Below are 16,474 nucleotides of genomic sequence, written 5' to 3' on the forward strand. Positions count from 1 at the left end.
TCCTGTCTCACCGTTAATCACGCTCTCACATGGAGGAACGCTGAAAATCCATCCATCACGGCAGCAGGTGCTCGCCACGCCAGAGATCCGCCAACTGCTCCCGCTCACGGATGAGGTGCGCCTGGTCACCGTCCACCAGCACCTCGGCCGCACGGGGTCGGGTGTTGTAGTTGGAGGACATGGTAAAGCCGTAGGCGCCAGCGGAACGCACCGCCAGCAGGGAGCCCTCGGCAATCGCCAGGGTACGCTCCTTGCCGAGGAAGTCGCCGGTCTCGCACACCGGGCCCACCACGTCATAGAGTGCCTTCTCGTGGGTCGCCCGGCTGTCCACCTCGATGATGTTCATCCAGGCGCCGTAGAGGGAGGGGCGCAGCAGATCGTTCATGCCGGCGTCGATCAGGGCGAAGTTGCGGGTCTCGCCGGGTTTGAGGAACTCGACCCGGGTCAGCAGCACACCGGCGTTGGCGACGATGGCGCGGCCCGGTTCGAACAAGAGGGTCAGATCCCGGCCCGCCAGCTTCTGCTTGAGCGCCTCGGCATACTCGGTGGGGTGCGGCGGCTGCTCGGCGCCGTAGTTGACCCCCAGACCGCCGCCCACGTCCAGGTGATGGATGTGGATGCCTTCCGCCGCCAGCTCGTCGATGAGCTTGAGCAGCTTGTCCGCCGCCTCCATAAAGGGATTCAATTCAGTGAGTTGCGAGCCGATGTGGCAATCCACCCCCTTGATCTCGATGTGGGCCATGGCCGCTGCCTTGCGGTAGATGGCGGGCGCCTGTTCGATGGGGATGCCGAACTTGTTCTGCTTGAGGCCGGTGGAGATATAGGGGTGCGTGCCTGCGTCGATGTCCGGGTTGACCCGCACCGAGACCCGCGCCTTCTTGCCCATGCTGCCTGCGACCCGGTTCAGGCGCTCCAGCTCGGCTTCGGACTCCAGGTTGAAGCAGAGGATCTCTTTTTCCAGCGCAAGGCGCATCTCGGCTTCGCTCTTGGCGACGCCGGAGAAGACCACCTTGGCCGGATCACCGCCCGCCGCCAGCACCCGGGACAGCTCGCCGCCGGAGACGATGTCAAAGCCCGAACCGAGGCGTGCCAGCAGATTGAGCAGGGCCAGGTTGGAGTTGGCCTTGACCGCATAGCAGATCAGGTGGGGAATGTCGCCAGCCGCCTGGTCGAAGGCATGCCAGTGGCGTTCCAGGGTGGCGCGGGAGTAGACATAGAGCGGAGTGCCGTACTGGTCGGCAAGCTGTTGCAGGGGAAGCTGTTCGGCCTGAAGCTGACCGTCTGCGTCGTAGTTAAAGTGATCCAAGGGGGCGGTTCCTTCCTAGATTATTGCGGCGCGGCCTCTGAGGCCGGTGTAGCGGTCGCAGGCGAGGCGGCTTGCGGTGTACTCTCTGTCTTGGGCTGTGTCTGCTCTGCAGGTGCGGGCTGTTCGGCCGGCGGCATGTAGAGCGGCCCCGTCAGGCCACAGGCGGCCAACCCGAGCGACAGCGACGCGGCAAACAGGCACTTGGTGAACTGGGTAATCATAATGGTTCGCTGCGAAAAAATTTTTGGCCCTCTATAATCGCACTCACATTGTTAAAAGCAACAGGATAAACCGATGAAGGATCACGAGTATCACGCCCTGACCGACGCCTTTTTCCAGTATGTGGAAGACACCATCGACGAGGGGTATCCGGATATCGACTGCGAACGCGCCGGCGGGGTGCTGACCCTGAGCTTCGAGAACAAGACCAAGGTCATCATCAACAAGCAGGAGCCCCTGCACCAGATCTGGGTCGCCACCCGGGAGAACGGCTTCCACTTCGAGCTGCGCGGTGACAGCTGGATCGACAACCGCTTCGGCGACGAGCTCAAGGCCCTGCTGACCCGGGCCTGCACCACCCAGGCCGGCGAGCCCGTGGTCTTCTCATGACGGATCTGCATCCCGAAGGTGCCCGCCATGCGGTGATCTGGCTGCACGGGCTGGGGGACTCCGGCGCCGGCCTCGCCCCCCTGGTGGAGGCACTGGCCCTGCCCGCCGACCTGCCCGTCCGCCATCTGCTGCCCGATGCGCCCGAGCGCCCCATCACCATCAACATGGGCTACAGGATGCGCGGCTGGTACGACATCAAGAGCTTCGAGGATCCGGCGGATCGCGCCGTGGAGTCCCATGTCAGGGAGTCAGCAGCCCGTATCGCCGCGCTGATCGAACAGTTGGTGGCCGAGGGTTACCCCCCCGAGCGCATCGTGCTGGCCGGCTTCTCCCAGGGGGGCGTCATCGCCTCCTTCACCGCCCTGCGCCATCCGGTGCCACTGGCAGGCCTGCTCTGCATGTCCACCTATCTGGCGGTACCCGATGCCCTGCCCGGCGAAATGAGCGAGGCGGCCCGCACCCTGCCCATCTGCTACATGCACGGCATCTATGACGACGTGGTGAACCTCTCCATGGGCTGGGACGCCAAGAACCGGCTGGAAGCGGCGGGACTCAGCCCCGAGTGGCACGAATACCCCATGCGCCACGAGATCTGCCGCCCCCAGCTGGGCGACATTCGCAGCTGGTTGCTGGCCCGCCTCGGCGCCTGATTGTCGGCTCACGGGTAAGACAACGGCCTGCATCAGCAGGCCGTTTGCTTTCATCCCTGACGGCGATGCTCGACGGCATCCCCCCACTGGCTGCGCCCCCTCCACGCCTGATTCCCGCACCACGGATACGACAACGGCCTGCATCATGCAGGCCGTTTGCCATCTTGCCGGTGCTGTTATCAGCGCATCATCCTACTTCCCGCGCCGCTCCTGGGGTGTCCCGCTGCGGGCTCTGGCTGCGGTAGGGGATCACATCGAGTTTGTCACCCACCTGCACGATTTCGTAGTACTGGGGCAGGTTGAAGTTGCTGAACTGACCCGCATTGCTGAATCGCTCGTGACCCGAGGTGTAAAACCGGTTCACCCCCTGTACCAGTTCGTCCTTGTTGCCGGCGAAGTGCTGGTAGATCTCCACCCGATTCGCCTCGTCCAGGATATAGATGTTGGTGCCTGCATCCCGGGTATCGAAGAAGAACTGCACCAGCCCTTCGCTGGCGTAGGCGTCGACGATGCCGGGCAGATGCTGGCTGTGAGTCTTGTCGAGGCGCAGCGGCAGGTGATCCAGCTTGTTGTGGGAGATGTGGCGGTAGAAGTCGATGGCGTTTTCCAGCTTCTTGACCGACACCCCGCGCCGCTCGAAGAAGATGCCGTACTTCTCCTTGCCGAGCGCCAGCGTCTTGACCAGCTGCTGCTTGTCCCGGGCCAGGCGCAACTCGATGCATTCAGCCACAAGCTGCTGGAAGCGGGTGCGCACCAGGGAGCGGAAGTGCTGGCTGTAGCAGAACACCTCGATCATCTCGGGGGCCGCGGCGTCCTGGTGCATCTTGCCGAGGATGGTGGTGAGGGCGTCCACCACGGCTTCCTCTCCCTCGAAGTGCAGGGTGCGGATCTCGCTCCAGGAGTTGCGATAGACGAGATCCACGGATCCCACCAGACACTCCTGGTTGCGACCGAACGAGAAGACGTCCGCGGCGTTGGCATCGAACTCGATCACCTGCCCCACCCAGTGGCTGGACGGGTCCGTCTCCAGGTTCAGGAAGATGGAGAGCTGGCGGATCTCGCACGGCCGGCTCAGGGCCAGGTTGGTCGCGCGGGGATACTTGACCGGGAAGGTCCCGGAGAGATCGCGACAGAACTGATGCAGGTTGTCGATGTGCAGATCCGAGCCCTGGTTGAACAGGTGTACCCGGGACTGGGGCGTCAGCAGGCCGTTGAAATAGGCCCAGGCCACCAGCTTGCTGATGTAGCCGTTATATTCGAGCGGCGCCCGGCCAATGATGTCGGCGGGTTCGAGGGAATGCTTGTAGAGATACCAGCCGGCGCGATTCAGGCGGCCATGGGGCACCTGTACCAGACTGAGATCCGGCTCGCCGAGATCCGGCGCAATCTTGAGGTTGATGCGCTGCACCTTGCCCGGCAGGCTCTCGAATGCGGCATAGAGCTTGCGCGACAGGATGCCGATGTCTTCCGGGTTGATGGACTCGCTGATGTTGTTGCGCCGGGCGAACTGGATGAGGTTGCGGTAGCTCTGCATCAGGGCTTCCAGCAACTCGGCGTAGGCCACCTTGACGTCCTCGACCTTCCACTCCTGGCGGTGATCAAGGTGGTAAAGGCGCTCCGGACTCCAGCCCCAGTAGGCTACCAGCTGGGCCATCTGCTCCCGGCGCCAGTCCGGGGAGTGATCTTCCTTGGGATGGCTCAGCCCGTCGCACACCTTCAGATAGAAGCAGCGACGCACCAGATCGAGGCGCTGCATGTCGCCGATGGACTTCAGGTAGTTGGTCACCTTGTCCAGCATCAGGCAGTAGTTGTCGAGGCGGTAGTGCATCCCCTCGTTGTGCTGGAACCAGTCGCGACTGGTCACCGACAGCAGCCGGGTGTTGGGATACTCGTGGGAGTAGGCCTCCATCAGCACCGACTTGAGCACCGCCTTGTAGGGGGAGTCGATTCCCTTGTAGAGCTGCCACAGGGCGGAGCCGAAATACTCCTCGGCAGGAATGCGATCAAAACCCCCCAGATCGAGCCAGTCATCCTGGCTCAACTTGCCGTGGGCAAACAGGCCGTTGACGTAGTCGTCGTAGTGATCGTCATATTCGGCAGGCACCAGATACCAGAGCAGCCGCTTGCCGGCGATGTGCATGGCGCTGCGGTAGAACTCGTCGAGCAGCAGCAGGTGCTGGGCGCTGCCGCAGCTCTCCCCCTGCATCTGGGCATCGTTGCGCTGACGGAACTTGTCTTCGGGGATCAGGAAGAAGTTGAGATCGACCCCCCGCTGCTCCGCCCACATGGAGAGGTGCTGGCACTTCTGTTCCAGCAGGGCGAGGCGCTCGCTCGACAGACCGGCCACGTGACAGACCCAGATGTCGAGATCCGAGTGGCAGCACTGACCGATGGAGGAGGTGCTCCCCATGGAGTAGAGGCCCTGGATGGACTTGTCGTGGGTACTGAGACCGCCCTGGCAGTTGGCGTTCTGGCAGAGATCCTGGATGAAGGCCTGCTGGGCCTCGTTGGCGACAAAACTCCAGATACCATGAGGCACATCCCCTGCCACATAACCGGGCAACAGGGGGTGATTGAAGTGCAGCATGACAGGCAGCAAGTGGAAAACCTGCTGCCCGTAGCGACTCATGAGATCCAGCGCTCGTTGCGTCTTGAGACGATTGAGTTCGTCGTAGCGCGCCACCAGCGTGTCGAGTTTAACCAGCAATGCCCTACCTATGGGGAAGAGAAATGACGCACCAAAACGGGGAGACGTCAAAAAAGTGTGATCATGTTAACAATGCAAACAGCAGTGGTAAACAAGCCCGCACACAATCACCGGATTATTTCTGACCCCGTTCGTAACGGTATCAGAGGAAAGCAATAAAGTTGCTTACTTTCAATAACTTAAAATCAATTATTGGCTGAATGAAAATAATTTTCAGCCCCCGTTTTTGAGCTTGGCCCCGCTTTTGCGGGCTGCGCCATGAAAGCCCCTGCAAAGGGTGGTAAGATCGTTTTCCTCTCAAAAGATGAAACAACTGATTGATATGGCAGCCCGAACCCTGAGAATTGCCACTCGAAAGAGCCCACTGGCCCTGTGGCAGGCCAATTTTGTGAAAGATCGGCTGGAGGCACTCCATCCGGATCTGCAGGTCGAACTGGTGCCCATGAGCACCCAGGGTGACAAGATCCTCGACACCCCCCTCGCCAAGGTCGGCGGCAAGGGGTTGTTCGTCAAGGAGCTGGAGACTGCCATGCTGGAAGGGCGTGCCGACATCGCTGTCCACTCCATGAAAGACGTACCTGTGGAGTTCCCCGACGGACTCGGCCTGCACACCATCTGTGAGCGCGAAGACCCGCGTGATGCCTTTGTTTCCAACCATTTCAACCAGATAGACGAGCTGCCTCAAGGGGCCGTGGTCGGCACCTCCAGCCTGCGCCGTCAGTGCCAGCTGCGCGCTGCCCGCCCTGATCTCGTGATCCGCGACCTGCGGGGCAACGTCAACACCCGCCTCGCCAAGCTGGATGCCGGTGATTATGACGCCATCATCCTGGCCGCCGCCGGCCTGAAACGACTGGAGATGGCCCATCGCATCGCCGCCTTCATCGAGCCCGAGCAGAGCCTGCCCGCCAACGGCCAGGGGGCGGTCGGCATCGAATGCCGCCTCGACGATCACGAGCTGCACGCCCTGCTGGCGCCGCTCGAACACCCCGAAACCCGCATCCGGGTGCTGACCGAGCGCGCCATGAACCGCGCCCTGCAAGGGGGCTGTCAGGTGCCCATCGGGGCCTATGCTCTGGTACAGGGAGAAGAAGTATGGCTGCGCGGCCTGGTGGGCAGCCCGGATGGCAGCCACGTCATTCGCGATGAGATCCGCGGCCCCCTGGCAGAGGGCGAGGCGCTGGGCCACACCCTGGCCCAGCGCCTGCTGGCCGCCGGCGCCGACGTCATCCTGGCCGAGGTCTACCGGGCATGAGTGCAGCACAGCCAGGTTCACGGTCATCTGCCTGGAGCGCCCCCTGATGGTCCCCCTGGTGGTGCGCCCGGCCGCCCAGGCCAACCAGCTGGTGCAGATGCTGCACCAGTTGGGTCATGCACCGCTCTGCTGTCCGTTGCTGGAAACCCGGCCGGGATGCGACCTCCCTCACCTGGGTGACATGCTGCGGGAGGCGGACCTCGTTATCGCCGTCAGCATGCATGCCGTTCATTTTGCACATCATTTTCTGTTGCAAACTGGTCAGACCTGGCCACATATTGATTACTTTGCAGTCGGCCAGGCGAGTGCGGATGCCTTCGCCGAGGCGGGCATCCAGGCCCTGTGCCCGGCCGATCCCCGCAGTGAAGGGCTGCTGGCCCTGCCGGCGCTGCAAGGGGTGAGTGGCCGCCGGGTGCTGATCCTGCGCGGCAACGACGGGCGGGATCTCATCGCCCGGACGCTGGCCTCACGGGGCGCACTGGTGCACTATTGTGCCACCTATGAGCGCCACTACCCCGATCTTGACGGGGACGCATTGACCCGCCACTGGCAGGCAGCCGGGCTCGACAGCCTGCTCATCACCAGTGGCGAATTGTTGCAGCGGTTGCTGGCCCTGGTGCCCGGCCCGCAGCACCCCTGGCTTTATGACCGCCTGCTGGTGGTGCCCAGTCCCCGGGTGGCCGAGATGGCAGAAGGGGCTGGTTTTACCCGTATCGTGATTGCCCAAGGTGCATCCAACCAGGCTCTGGTGGCCGCCCTGGAACTGAGGAAGATGGAATGACTGAACAGCAAGAAGTCCAGCCGAGTGCCGCGGCCACCGTGGCCGACAACAACAAGCCCGCTCCCGGAACGACAGGGAGCAAGAAGGGCAGCTCTGGCACCGTGCTTGGCGGCATCGCCATCCTGCTGGCCCTGGGGCTGGCCGGTGGTCTCTATGTGCACGGACACCAGAACGCCGTTGCCCAGCAGGCCGAACTGGTAGCCCTCAAGCAGCAACTGGCCGACGCCATGACCAGAATTGATCAGGGCAGCAGCAAGGATGCCGAACAGATCGGTGCCCTCGGCAAGAGCCAGCAGCAGTTGCAGGAGGCGCTGGACGCCTTGCAGACCAAGGTGCTGGATCTGGACGACAAGCGCCCCAATGACTGGATGTTGGCCGAATCCGAATACCTGGTGCGCATGGCGGGCCGCAAGCTGTGGCTCGAACACGACATCGTCTCCGCCATCACATTGCTCGGCAACGCCGACGAGCGCATCAAGGCGCTCAACGACCCCAGCCTGATGCCCATTCGCAAGGCGCTGGCGGAAGACATCGCCAAGCTCAAGGGGATGCCACGGGTCGATCGCGAGGGGTTGACCCTGAAGCTGGCCGCCCTCTCGGACCAGATCGAGCTGCTGCCCCTCTCCACCGTCAGCATGCCGGAAGCCAAGAGCGAGCCCGACCAGACCGTCAGCACCAACCCGGACGAGTGGCAGAGCAACCTGAAGAAGAACTGGGTCAAGTTCACCGAAAACTTCATCACCATCCGTCGCCGCGATGGCGCCGTGGAAGCCCTGCTCTCCCCGCAGCAGGAGATCTTCCTGCGGGAGAACCTCAAGACCAAGCTGCTGCAGGCCCAGCTCGCCGTCTATCGTGAACAGCAGTCCCTCTATGTCGACAGCCTGGAGAAGGCCCAGCGCTGGCTGACCCAGTATTTCGATGCCGACAACAGCGCCACCCAGTACATGCAGTCCGAGCTCGACAAGCTCAAAGGCGAGCAGATCCAGTTTGACTACCCGGATCAGTTCAAGACCCAGACCATGCTGGAACAGGTGCTGACCGAACGCCTGCAACGCATCCTGGCCGGCAACTGAGGAGGAGACCATGATTCGTCTGATCGTCATAGTCGCCGTGATGGTGGCGGGCCTCATCTTCGGGCCCGAAGCCTCCGGCAACAAGGGCTATGTGCTCATCTCGCTGGGCAACTACACGGTGGAATCCTCAGTCACCAGCGCGGTGATCCTGGCGGTGCTGTTCTACGGCGCCCTGCTCATCGTGGAATGGGTGCTGGCCCGCCTGTTCGGCCTGCGCCGCAAGACCCAGGGCTGGTTCGGCTCCCGCCGCCGCCGCAAGGCCAACCTGCAAACCGTCAATGCCACCCTGGCCATGGCAGAGGGGCACTACAACCAGGCCGAGAAGCTGCTGATCAAAGGGGCCGACAACAGCGACACCCCGCTGCTCAACTACCTGAGCGCCGCCCGGGTGGCCCAGGCCCGGGGCGACGACGTGCGCCGGGACCACTACCTGCAGAAAGCCCAGGAAGAGAACCCCAAGGCAGAGCTGGCACTGACCCTGATCCAGACCCAGTTGCAGATTGAGCAGGGCCAGTACGACAGCGCCCTCGGTCGCCTCGAGTCCATCTATGCCCTCAACCCGCGCCACCCCATGGTGCTGGATCAGCTGCGTCAGGTGTATCTGGCCCGTGAAGACTGGGCGGCCCTCATCGATCTCGCCCCTGCCCTGCGCAAGGTGGGCAAGCTGACCGCCCAGCAGGAAGAGGCCCTGCTGCACCAGGCGTGGTGCGGTCGTCTGGAGGCCGCCAGCGGCACCCTCGACACCCTGCGCACAGTCTGGCAGGGTCTGCCCCGCAAACAGCGCCAGGATCCCGTGCTGCTGGCCAGTTACGGGGATCGCCTGCGCCGATTGGGGGCCGATGCCGAAGCCGCCGACCTCTGGCTGGAGGCCCTGCGCAAGGATCCCTCCCCCGAGCTGTTCGCCCGCCTGCCCAAGCTCAAACTGGACGACTACCAGCCCATGCTGACCCTGCTCAGAAAGATCCAGGATCAGCCGGGCGCCGAAGCGGCACTGGCCCGGGTCTGCCTGCTGGCCGGTCAGCTGGACGAAGCCCAGCGCCTGCTGGAGCAGGAAGTGGCGAAGGCGCCGGATGCCGCCCTCTACCACGCCCTCGGCCAAGTGATGGACAAGCGCCGCCTGACCAACAAGGCCAACGAGTACTACCGCCAGGCATTGCAGCTGGCCGACGTCTGACGCCAGTTCGTCACGAAACAGGAAGAGGCCGCAATTGCGGCCTCTTTTTACTGGGATTGTTTATTGGCATTGTTCCGAATGGCGGCTCTCTTCTCACCTTGTAGGAAAAGGGGCGGGGATGAGGAGGACAAGCAGGCACCCTTTCCCCGAGGGAGAGGGTCAAGGGCTCAGGCGGTCAGCCGCTCCAGCTCGCCGATAAGCCAGATGGCCTCCTGGCGATGGGAGCCGCACACGTCCGCCATGGGGCGAAAGCCGCCGCACACCGCCGGGCGCTCCGGCTGGCCGAAGATCTTGCACCCCAGGTGCGCATCGAGCTGCACACAGGGCACACCGGCGGGCTTGCCGTCCGGCATGCCGGGAATGGCACTGCTGATGCTGGGGGCGATGCAGCAGGCACCGCATCCCTGACGACATTCCATGTGATTTTTCCTCTGTGGGGCACCGCAGTGTAGCAAGGAGTCCGGTTTCTCCTAAGCCTTATCCCTGCCCGGGCACCCTGGCGCCCTGCAGAGCGCAAAAAGCCCGGCAGTGCCGGGCTTTTTGCTGCGGGAGTCAGCACATCACAGGATGATGTCGCGTACCACGCTGTCCTTGCGATCCAGGAAGTGGATCGACTTGATACGACGGATGGTGCGCGATTTACCGCGGATCAGCAGGGTCTCGGTGGTCGCCATGACGCCGTCGCTGGTGATCCCTTCCAGCAGATCACCCTTGGTGATGCCGGTGGCCGAGAAGATGACGTTGTCATTCTTGGCCAGATCTTCGAGCTTGAGCACCTTGCTCACGTCGATGCCCAGCTCCTCGCAGCGCGCGATCTCCTGTTCACCCAGGGCGCGAACCTCGGGGCTGTCACCCTTGACCTGGTGGCGGGGGATCAGGCGAGCCTGCATGTCGCCGTCCAGGGCGCGGATCACCGCGGCGGAGATCACCCCTTCCGGCGCGCCACCGATGCCGTAGAGCATGTCCACTTCGCTGTCCGGCAGACAGGTGAGGATGGAGGCGGCCACGTCACCGTCGGGAATGGCGAACACCCGCACCCCCAGGCCCTGCATCTCCTTGATCGCCTTGTCATGACGCGGCTTGGCCAGGGTGATGACGGTCAGACGGGAGAGGGGCTTGCCGAGCGCCTTGGCCACGGCCTTGAGGTTCAGCTCCAGGGCCTGATCGAGATCGATGGCGCCTCTCGCCTTGGGGCCCACGATCAGCTTTTCCATGTACATGTCGGGGGCCTTGAGGAAGGATCCCTTGTCGCCCACCGCCAGCACGGCCAGGGCATTGGCCTGACCCATGGCGGTCATGCGGGTCCCCTCGATGGGGTCTACCGCGATGTCCACGGCGTCGCCCTGACCCGTGCCCACCTTCTCGCCGATGTAAAGCATGGGGGCTTCGTCGATCTCCCCTTCGCCGATCACAATCTCGCCATCGATCTGGATCTGATTGAGGATGTGACGCATGGCCGCCACGGCCGCGCCATCGGCGATATTCTTGTCACCACGTCCGAGCCACTTGTAGCCAGCCAGTGCAGCCGCTTCCGTCACTCGGGAAAATTCGATTGCCAGTTCACGTCTCATCGCATATCCAACCTTAGGAGCTCGAAAACGGGCGGCATTCTACCACAAGGGCAAACCTTTGCGCGTAAAAGTGGCGACCAGCCACATAAATCCCGGTTTTCATCCCGCTGACATGGAACCGACACGGTTTGTTCATTGCACGGTCACCCGACTGTCATCTGTCACTTCTAGCATGGCCCCGTCTTTTAAAACAAAAGCTTGCAACACAAGGGATCATGATGAAAAAGCTGACAGTAGTAGCATTGGCTCTTACCGCCGCCTTCCAGGCTCAAGCCGTCGAAGTGTACAAAAACGAGAGCACCCTGCTCGACCTCTACGGCCGCATCTACGCCGGCCAGTTCTTCGGCGAGAAGAAAGAGCTGGACGCCAACGGTGACATCAAGAACGAATACAGCGACAAGCAGGGGGCCAACCAGTTTGTCCGTCTGGGCGCCAAGGTAGAGAGCGAGATCAACCCGGGTCTCAAGGCGCTGGCCCAGTACGAACTGCAGATGTACATCAACGACAGCGAGAAGACCGTCAGCGAGAACTCCGACAACCTGCGTACCCGTCTGGCGTTCGCCGGTGTCGGCGCCAACTGGGGGACCGTCACCTTCGGTCGCCAGAAGGGGGCTCCTGGCTTCCTGGCGGACTGGACTGATGTCTCTCTCTCCGACGGTTACGGCAACGAGGCACTGGGCGCAAAGACCGACACCTTCGCCACCAACCGCGCCGGCTCCGTGCTGAAGTACTCCGGCCTGTTCAACGGTTTCCAGGTAGATACCAGCTACAAGTTCGATGGCGGTGACACCGAAGAGACCTCCAGCAAGGACAGCGATGCCGCCTACGGTGCCGCCGTGGCCTACACCTTCCCGTTCAATCTCTCCCTGGGGACCGCCTACAACGTGGGCATCCGCGACAAGAGCGGTGAAGAGGATGCCAAGCTGTGGCTGCTCTCCGCCAAGTACGACAACAAGGCCCTCTACGCCGCCCTGAGCTATGCCGACGGCAGCGACTTCCTGGCCACCGGCAAGGATCACACCGGCTGGGAAGGGGCACTGGGTTACAACTTCGAGAGCGGCTTCGGCCTGATGGCCCTGTGGAACAAGCAGAAGGTGGAGCAGGCTGGCAAGTCTGACTACGACTCCATCGACTACTACACCCTGGGTGCCCAGTACAAGTTCAACAAGAACCTGCGCGTCATCGGCGAGTACCGCATCAACAACCTCGACAGCCATGACAGCGGCAAGCTCAACACCAAGGATGACTTCCAGCTGGCGGCCCGCTACGACTTCTAAGTCGGCAACCACCTGACGACACGGCGCGCAGAGCACTCTGCGCGCCGTTTTTTATTGCGTCAGGCCAGGGGTTTGTACGCCGACACCAGCAACAGCATGGGGCGCTCCGCCTCCTCCGCCAGGGCCGGGTTGGCCGCAATCTGCGCCGCCGTCGGCCCCCACTCCTCCACGCGGCGGATCTGGAACCCGGCGGCGACAAGGGCATTGAGGTAGGTGCCCAGGGTGCGGTGATACTTGACCACCCCCTCCGCCAGCCAGTTGCTGACCCGCTTGCCCTCGGCCTGGTAGCCGTTGACGGGCCAGGAGCGGCGTCCCTCTGCATCCACCAGCCAGCCTTGCGGCTGCGGGCAGGTGAAGATGGGGTGCTCCACCGAGAACACCAGGCTGCCGCCAGCCACCAGCGCACGGTGGATCTCCGCAAACAGCGGCGCCACCTCGGGCAGGTAATGGAGCGCCAAGGAGCTGTAGATGAGATCGAAAGGCTCATCGGACAGCGCAAGACCGTCCAGATCCCCCTGCCGATAGCGGATGGCCTCATCCCGGGTCAGCTCGGCGGCACGGGCCAGCATCTTCGCGGAGAGATCGATACCGACCACATCGGCAGCCCCGAGATCTCTGGCTGCCCGGCAGAACCAGCCATAACCGCAGCCCAGATCCAGCACCCGCTTGCCGGCAAGCTCCGGCAGCATGGCGTGCAGCGCCGGCCACTCCGGCGCCCCCGCCAGCCCGTGAAGGGAGCGTGGCAGTTGGGCATAGCCCTCAAAAAACCCTGGTTCGTCATAGATATTTTGTGACATTGCACTGTTTCCTCTTGAAGATGGTCAGCCTCTCTGGCCGACGACCCGGCCCTTGCCAAGCATACCCGTCGGTCATGACAGACCATAAAAAAAGCAGAGACCCGGGCGGGCCTCTGCTCTGTCTCGCACCCGCAGCCTGCCTGCGGGGCAACAAAAAAGGCCATAGACGAGGCAACGTCTATGGCCTTGGTTCAGTCGTGCGGCAAGGTCACGGCTCCCGCGAGGTAGCGAGATCCGGTCGTCACTGCACGATGAATGGATGGGAGGTCTGGGCCTCCACCGGCTCCGGACAATGCTTCATCGTGCGCATCTGTACGGAGTTCATTCGGGTCACTCGCTGATCCGAAGCATAAAGGGTCATGTCACTCACCCGGCCGGGCCGGTTCCATCAACACATTGAAAAATCTGGTGCCACTCTAGGGGACAGGAGTCTCAGAGGCAAGCCCGGCAGATCATGTTTGCCGACCCTCTCACCCCAGCTTCTTCTGCCAGAACAGGGCACGGCCCACCTCGGGATCCAGCTCATAACCCGCAAAGCCGCTGGCACGATAGGCAGCCTGGGCCACCTTGTTCCCCTCCAGCACCTCCAGGGTCAGCTTGCAGCAACCGAGCTCCCGGGCGAGCCGCTCCGCCTCCGCCAACAGCTGCTTGCCGATGCCCTGGCCGCGATGGGCAGGGTGCACCGCCACGTCGTGGATATTGAGCAGCGGCTGACAGGCGAAGGTCGAAAAACCCTCGAAGCAGGTGGCAACGCCAGCGGGCTCCCCATCGACCCAGGCCAGCAGCACATGGGCTCCGGGTCGCGCGGCCAGGGCTTCGGCCAGATTCGCTTTCACCTCGTCCGCCAGTGCACTGCCGCCCCCCATCTCATCCCTGGCGTATTCGTCCAGCATCGCGATCAGCGCTTCGCCGTGGCGAGGGTTGTGCAGATCCGCCCTGATGATCTCAACCATGTTTCTCTCCCTGTGTGTGCCGGATGGTGCGCCAAGGCGCGAGGCCACCATGGTAGCGTCCCCTCCGAACCGAACCAAGGTTTCCCCCGGCCTTTTCCCCGAGGTTCCAGCCCCCTCAGTGCCTGCCCGCCAATGATCTCTTTTTCTTGCATCTTCTCCTTGCAAGGCAAATGAAAATCAATATCATTAGCAACTTCTCGCGATGAGAGAAATGAATAATTACAAATAAATCAACAAGTTCAGGCCGATTGGTCGACAAAGAGTCACACCCAGATGAACCATTCCATCCCCCCGCGCGCCTTGCTGGGCGTCGCCTTGCTGGCGGTTTGCACCAGCCCCCGTGCCGAAGACGAAACCCTGACCGTGGTCGGCAAACGCAGCCAACATGAAGAGGTCGCCACCGCGACCCGCACCGCCACACCGGCCAAGCTGGTGCCCCAGAGCATCGAGAGCGTCAAGGCAAGCGAGCTGACCGCCTTCGGCCAGCCCACCCTGAGTGAAGCCCTGACCGGCATCCCTGGCGTCAACGCCAGCGGCGACACCCGTTTTGACGGCGTCACCATCCGCGGTTTCAGCGCCAGTAACGACTTCTACCTCGACGGCCTGCGCGATGACATGCAATACACCCGCGACCTTGGCAACATCGAACGGGTCGAAGTGCTCAAGGGCCCCGCCGCCGTGCTCTACGGCCGTGGCAGCACGGGCGGCATCGTCAACCGGGTCAGCAAGGTTCCCCAGAAGGGGCAGGCCTCCAGCGTCAGCGCCCAGGTAGGCAGCTTCGACAGCCGACGCTTCGCCGCCGACCTCAACGGCGAGGCAGGAGAGCGGGTACAGGTGCGCCTGAACCTGGCCCAGGAAGACAAAGACAGCTTTCGCGACGACGTGACCAGCAAGCGCACCCTGCTGGCCCCCTCCGTCAACTGGGAGATCACCGACACCCTGAACTGGCTGGTGCAATACGAGCGCAACGAGCACGATCGCACCCCGGATCGCGGCATTCCCGGCGTCGATGGTCGCCCGGCGGATGTCCCCATCGAGAGCGTCTACAGCGACACCCGCCGCGACTTCATCGACGATGTGGCCCAGTCCACCCGCTCCCGCTTCACCTGGGACATCAACGATCAGTGGCAACTGCGCCAGCAGCTCGGCTACACCACCCTCGACAGCCAGTTCGACAATACCTATGTCACCAGCGTCAAGGGTGACAAGGTGACCCGCGCCCGCTGGCAGCAGGATCTCAAGGCCAGCAGCCTCACCAGCAACACCGAGGCGGAAGGCCAGCTGCAAACCGGCCCCATCGCCCATCGTCTGCTGGTGGGTCTGGAGCAGGGCTGGCAGGATCGCACCCCCAAGCTCTACCAGAACGCCAACCCGATCCCGGCAGGCAACCTCTATGATCCGGGCTCCCTGCCCACCTACGACGGCGCCATGAAACTCTCCAGCGACGCCCATCACAGGGTGCGCGGTGTCGGCCTCTATGTGCAGGATCAGCTCAGCCTGGGCGACTGGCACCTGCTGGCAGGCCTGCGCCGCGACGACTTCACCGTCACCAGCCGCCGCAACGACCTCGACAAGGAAGAGACCCTCTCGGTCACCAGCCTGAGTCCGCGCCTGGGCCTGGTGTGGAACCCCATCGAGGAGCATGCCTTCTACACCTCCTACAGCAAGACCTTCACCCCGGTGGGCGGTGAGCTTATCGGCATCACCCCGGGGGACAAGAACAACAACCTGGATCCCCAGCACACCCGGCTCTATGAAGGGGGCGTGAAGAGCGACTGGCTGAACGGCCGCCTCGCCACCACCTTCTCTCTCTACCGGCTGGAGATGTACAACAAACGCAGCAAGGATCCGCTGGATCCCACCCGGGTGATCCTCACCGGTCTGCAGCGCACCGACGGCATCGAGCTGAGCGCCCGTGCCCAGCTGACCGACGAGATCTATCTGCGCGGCGGCGTCGCCATCCAGGATGCCGAGCAGGTCAAGGCAGACGCGGACCTGCAAGGCAAGCGGCCGATGAACGTCTCCCGCCAGAACGGCCAGCTGTTCGCCGGCTACCAGAGCGGCAAGCAGGGCTGGTTCGGCGAGACCGGGATGACGGCGGTGGGGGATCGCTTCGCCGACAACGCCAACACCACCACCTTGCCCGGTTACGCCCGCTTCGACGCCCGTGCCGGCTACCGCTGGCCCCAGTGGGAAGCCCAGCTGAGCGTGGAGAACCTGACCGATCACGACTACTTCGTCAGCGCCACCAGCGCGGCCCAGATCATGCCGGGCACGCCCCGTCAGCTGCACCTGACCGCCGCCTACCGCTTCTGATCCTCCCT

At 63.1% G+C, this 16,474-nt stretch carries 15 protein-coding genes; 8 read left to right on the forward strand and 7 right to left on the reverse strand.

The window, feature by feature from the left end; all coding sequences use genetic code 11:
* Positions 1-55: 55 nt before the first annotated feature.
* Positions 56-1,306 (reverse strand): diaminopimelate decarboxylase, encoded by a 1,251-nt coding sequence (gene lysA, locus BGO64_RS14500; protein ID WP_039039806.1) that lies wholly within the window; start codon positions 1,304-1,306, stop codon positions 56-58.
* A 20-nt stretch (positions 1,307-1,326) separates the two neighbouring features.
* Positions 1,327-1,527 carry an LPS translocon maturation chaperone LptM gene (gene lptM, locus BGO64_RS14505; RefSeq protein ID WP_010672699.1) on the reverse strand — a complete coding sequence of 67 codons (201 nt, stop codon included), beginning with the start codon at positions 1,525-1,527 and terminating at the stop codon, positions 1,327-1,329.
* A 73-nt stretch (positions 1,528-1,600) separates the two neighbouring features.
* Between lptM and cyaY the strand changes: the two genes are divergently transcribed.
* Both cyaY and BGO64_RS14515 read left to right on the forward strand, forming a co-directional pair.
* On the forward strand, positions 1,601-1,915 hold the full coding sequence (gene cyaY, locus BGO64_RS14510; RefSeq protein ID WP_010672698.1) for an iron donor protein CyaY: 315 nt from the start codon (positions 1,601-1,603) through the stop codon (positions 1,913-1,915).
* Complete coding sequence (locus BGO64_RS14515; protein WP_286700900.1) at positions 1,912-2,565, forward strand: alpha/beta hydrolase; 654 nt, start codon at positions 1,912-1,914, stop codon at positions 2,563-2,565. The genes cyaY and BGO64_RS14515 overlap by 4 nt, the downstream gene beginning before the upstream one ends.
* A 187-nt stretch (positions 2,566-2,752) precedes the next feature.
* On the opposite strand, the gene BGO64_RS14520 is transcribed toward BGO64_RS14515, so the two are convergent.
* On the reverse strand, positions 2,753-5,272 hold the full coding sequence (locus BGO64_RS14520; protein WP_042879398.1) for a class I adenylate cyclase: 2,520 nt from the start codon (positions 5,270-5,272) through the stop codon (positions 2,753-2,755).
* A 322-nt stretch (positions 5,273-5,594) separates the two neighbouring features.
* Between BGO64_RS14520 and hemC the strand changes: the two genes are divergently transcribed.
* Genes hemC through BGO64_RS14540 form a run of 4 tightly spaced genes read left to right on the forward strand, consistent with a single transcriptional unit; the run spans position 5,595 to position 9,552 of the window.
* Positions 5,595-6,524: a hydroxymethylbilane synthase gene (hemC, locus tag BGO64_RS14525; protein ID WP_286700901.1), complete on the forward strand. Its 930-nt coding sequence runs from the start codon at positions 5,595-5,597 to the stop codon at positions 6,522-6,524.
* A 46-nt stretch (positions 6,525-6,570) separates the two neighbouring features.
* Positions 6,571-7,305, forward strand: coding sequence for a uroporphyrinogen-III synthase (locus BGO64_RS14530; protein WP_039039810.1), 735 nt, complete (start codon positions 6,571-6,573; stop codon positions 7,303-7,305).
* Positions 7,302-8,378, forward strand: a complete 1,077-nt coding sequence (locus BGO64_RS14535) for a uroporphyrinogen-III C-methyltransferase (protein WP_039039811.1) — start codon at positions 7,302-7,304, stop codon at positions 8,376-8,378. Before BGO64_RS14530 ends, BGO64_RS14535 begins: the two co-directional genes overlap by 4 nt.
* A gap of 10 nt (positions 8,379-8,388) precedes the next feature.
* A complete protein-coding gene (locus tag BGO64_RS14540) occupies positions 8,389-9,552 on the forward strand; it encodes a heme biosynthesis HemY N-terminal domain-containing protein (protein WP_286700902.1) in 1,164 nt (387 codons plus the stop codon).
* Between the two features lie 167 nt (positions 9,553-9,719).
* Here the strand turns inward: BGO64_RS14540 and BGO64_RS14545 are convergent, their stop codons facing one another.
* A complete protein-coding gene (locus BGO64_RS14545; protein ID WP_010675884.1) occupies positions 9,720-9,971 on the reverse strand; it encodes a YkgJ family cysteine cluster protein in 252 nt (83 codons plus the stop codon).
* Positions 9,972-10,112: 141 nt separating this feature from the next.
* The gene (glpX, locus tag BGO64_RS14550) at positions 10,113-11,123 is read right to left on the reverse strand and encodes a class II fructose-bisphosphatase (RefSeq protein WP_039040467.1); all 1,011 of its coding nucleotides are present in this window, start codon (positions 11,121-11,123) and stop codon (positions 10,113-10,115) included.
* A 218-nt stretch (positions 11,124-11,341) separates the two neighbouring features.
* On the opposite strand from glpX, the gene BGO64_RS14555 reads away from it, so the two are divergent.
* Positions 11,342-12,400, forward strand: a complete 1,059-nt coding sequence (locus BGO64_RS14555; RefSeq protein WP_029313567.1) for a porin — start codon at positions 11,342-11,344, stop codon at positions 12,398-12,400.
* A 59-nt stretch (positions 12,401-12,459) separates the two neighbouring features.
* Here the strand turns inward: BGO64_RS14555 and BGO64_RS14560 are convergent, their stop codons facing one another.
* On the reverse strand, positions 12,460-13,197 hold the full coding sequence (locus BGO64_RS14560) for a class I SAM-dependent methyltransferase (RefSeq protein ID WP_286700903.1): 738 nt from the start codon (positions 13,195-13,197) through the stop codon (positions 12,460-12,462).
* 470 nt (positions 13,198-13,667) lie between these two features.
* A complete protein-coding gene (locus BGO64_RS14565) occupies positions 13,668-14,150 on the reverse strand; it encodes a GNAT family N-acetyltransferase (RefSeq protein ID WP_286700904.1) in 483 nt (160 codons plus the stop codon).
* 273 nt (positions 14,151-14,423) lie between these two features.
* Here BGO64_RS14565 and BGO64_RS14570 point away from each other — a divergent pair, with 273 nt between their 5' ends.
* Positions 14,424-16,466 (forward strand): TonB-dependent receptor, encoded by a 2,043-nt coding sequence (locus tag BGO64_RS14570; RefSeq protein WP_286700905.1) that lies wholly within the window; start codon positions 14,424-14,426, stop codon positions 16,464-16,466.
* The last annotated feature ends 8 nt before the right edge of the window (positions 16,467-16,474 follow it).

Source organism: Aeromonas sp. 62-46 (assembly GCF_001898585.1).
Lineage (GTDB): Bacteria > Pseudomonadota > Gammaproteobacteria > Enterobacterales > Aeromonadaceae > Aeromonas > Aeromonas caviae.

Excerpts from the sequence above, each read along its gene's own strand:
- lptM (WP_010672699.1), bottom strand. The coding sequence starts at position 1,527 with ATGATTACCCAGTTCACCAAGTGCCTGTTTGCCGCGTCGCTGTCGCTC.
- cyaY (WP_010672698.1), top strand. The coding sequence starts at position 1,601 with ATGAAGGATCACGAGTATCACGCCCTGACCGACGCCTTTTTCCAGTAT.
- BGO64_RS14515 (WP_286700900.1), top strand. The coding sequence starts at position 1,912 with ATGACGGATCTGCATCCCGAAGGTGCCCGCCATGCGGTGATCTGGCTG.
- hemC (WP_286700901.1), top strand. The coding sequence starts at position 5,595 with ATGGCAGCCCGAACCCTGAGAATTGCCACTCGAAAGAGCCCACTGGCC.
- BGO64_RS14530 (WP_039039810.1), top strand. The coding sequence starts at position 6,571 with ATGGTCCCCCTGGTGGTGCGCCCGGCCGCCCAGGCCAACCAGCTGGTG.
- BGO64_RS14535 (WP_039039811.1), top strand. The coding sequence starts at position 7,302 with ATGACTGAACAGCAAGAAGTCCAGCCGAGTGCCGCGGCCACCGTGGCC.
- BGO64_RS14540 (WP_286700902.1), top strand. The coding sequence starts at position 8,389 with ATGATTCGTCTGATCGTCATAGTCGCCGTGATGGTGGCGGGCCTCATC.
- BGO64_RS14545 (WP_010675884.1), bottom strand. The coding sequence starts at position 9,971 with ATGGAATGTCGTCAGGGATGCGGTGCCTGCTGCATCGCCCCCAGCATC.
- glpX (WP_039040467.1), bottom strand. The coding sequence starts at position 11,123 with ATGAGACGTGAACTGGCAATCGAATTTTCCCGAGTGACGGAAGCGGCT.
- BGO64_RS14555 (WP_029313567.1), top strand. The coding sequence starts at position 11,342 with ATGAAAAAGCTGACAGTAGTAGCATTGGCTCTTACCGCCGCCTTCCAG.
- BGO64_RS14560 (WP_286700903.1), bottom strand. The coding sequence starts at position 13,197 with ATGTCACAAAATATCTATGACGAACCAGGGTTTTTTGAGGGCTATGCC.
- BGO64_RS14565 (WP_286700904.1), bottom strand. The coding sequence starts at position 14,150 with ATGGTTGAGATCATCAGGGCGGATCTGCACAACCCTCGCCACGGCGAA.
- BGO64_RS14570 (WP_286700905.1), top strand. The coding sequence starts at position 14,424 with ATGAACCATTCCATCCCCCCGCGCGCCTTGCTGGGCGTCGCCTTGCTG.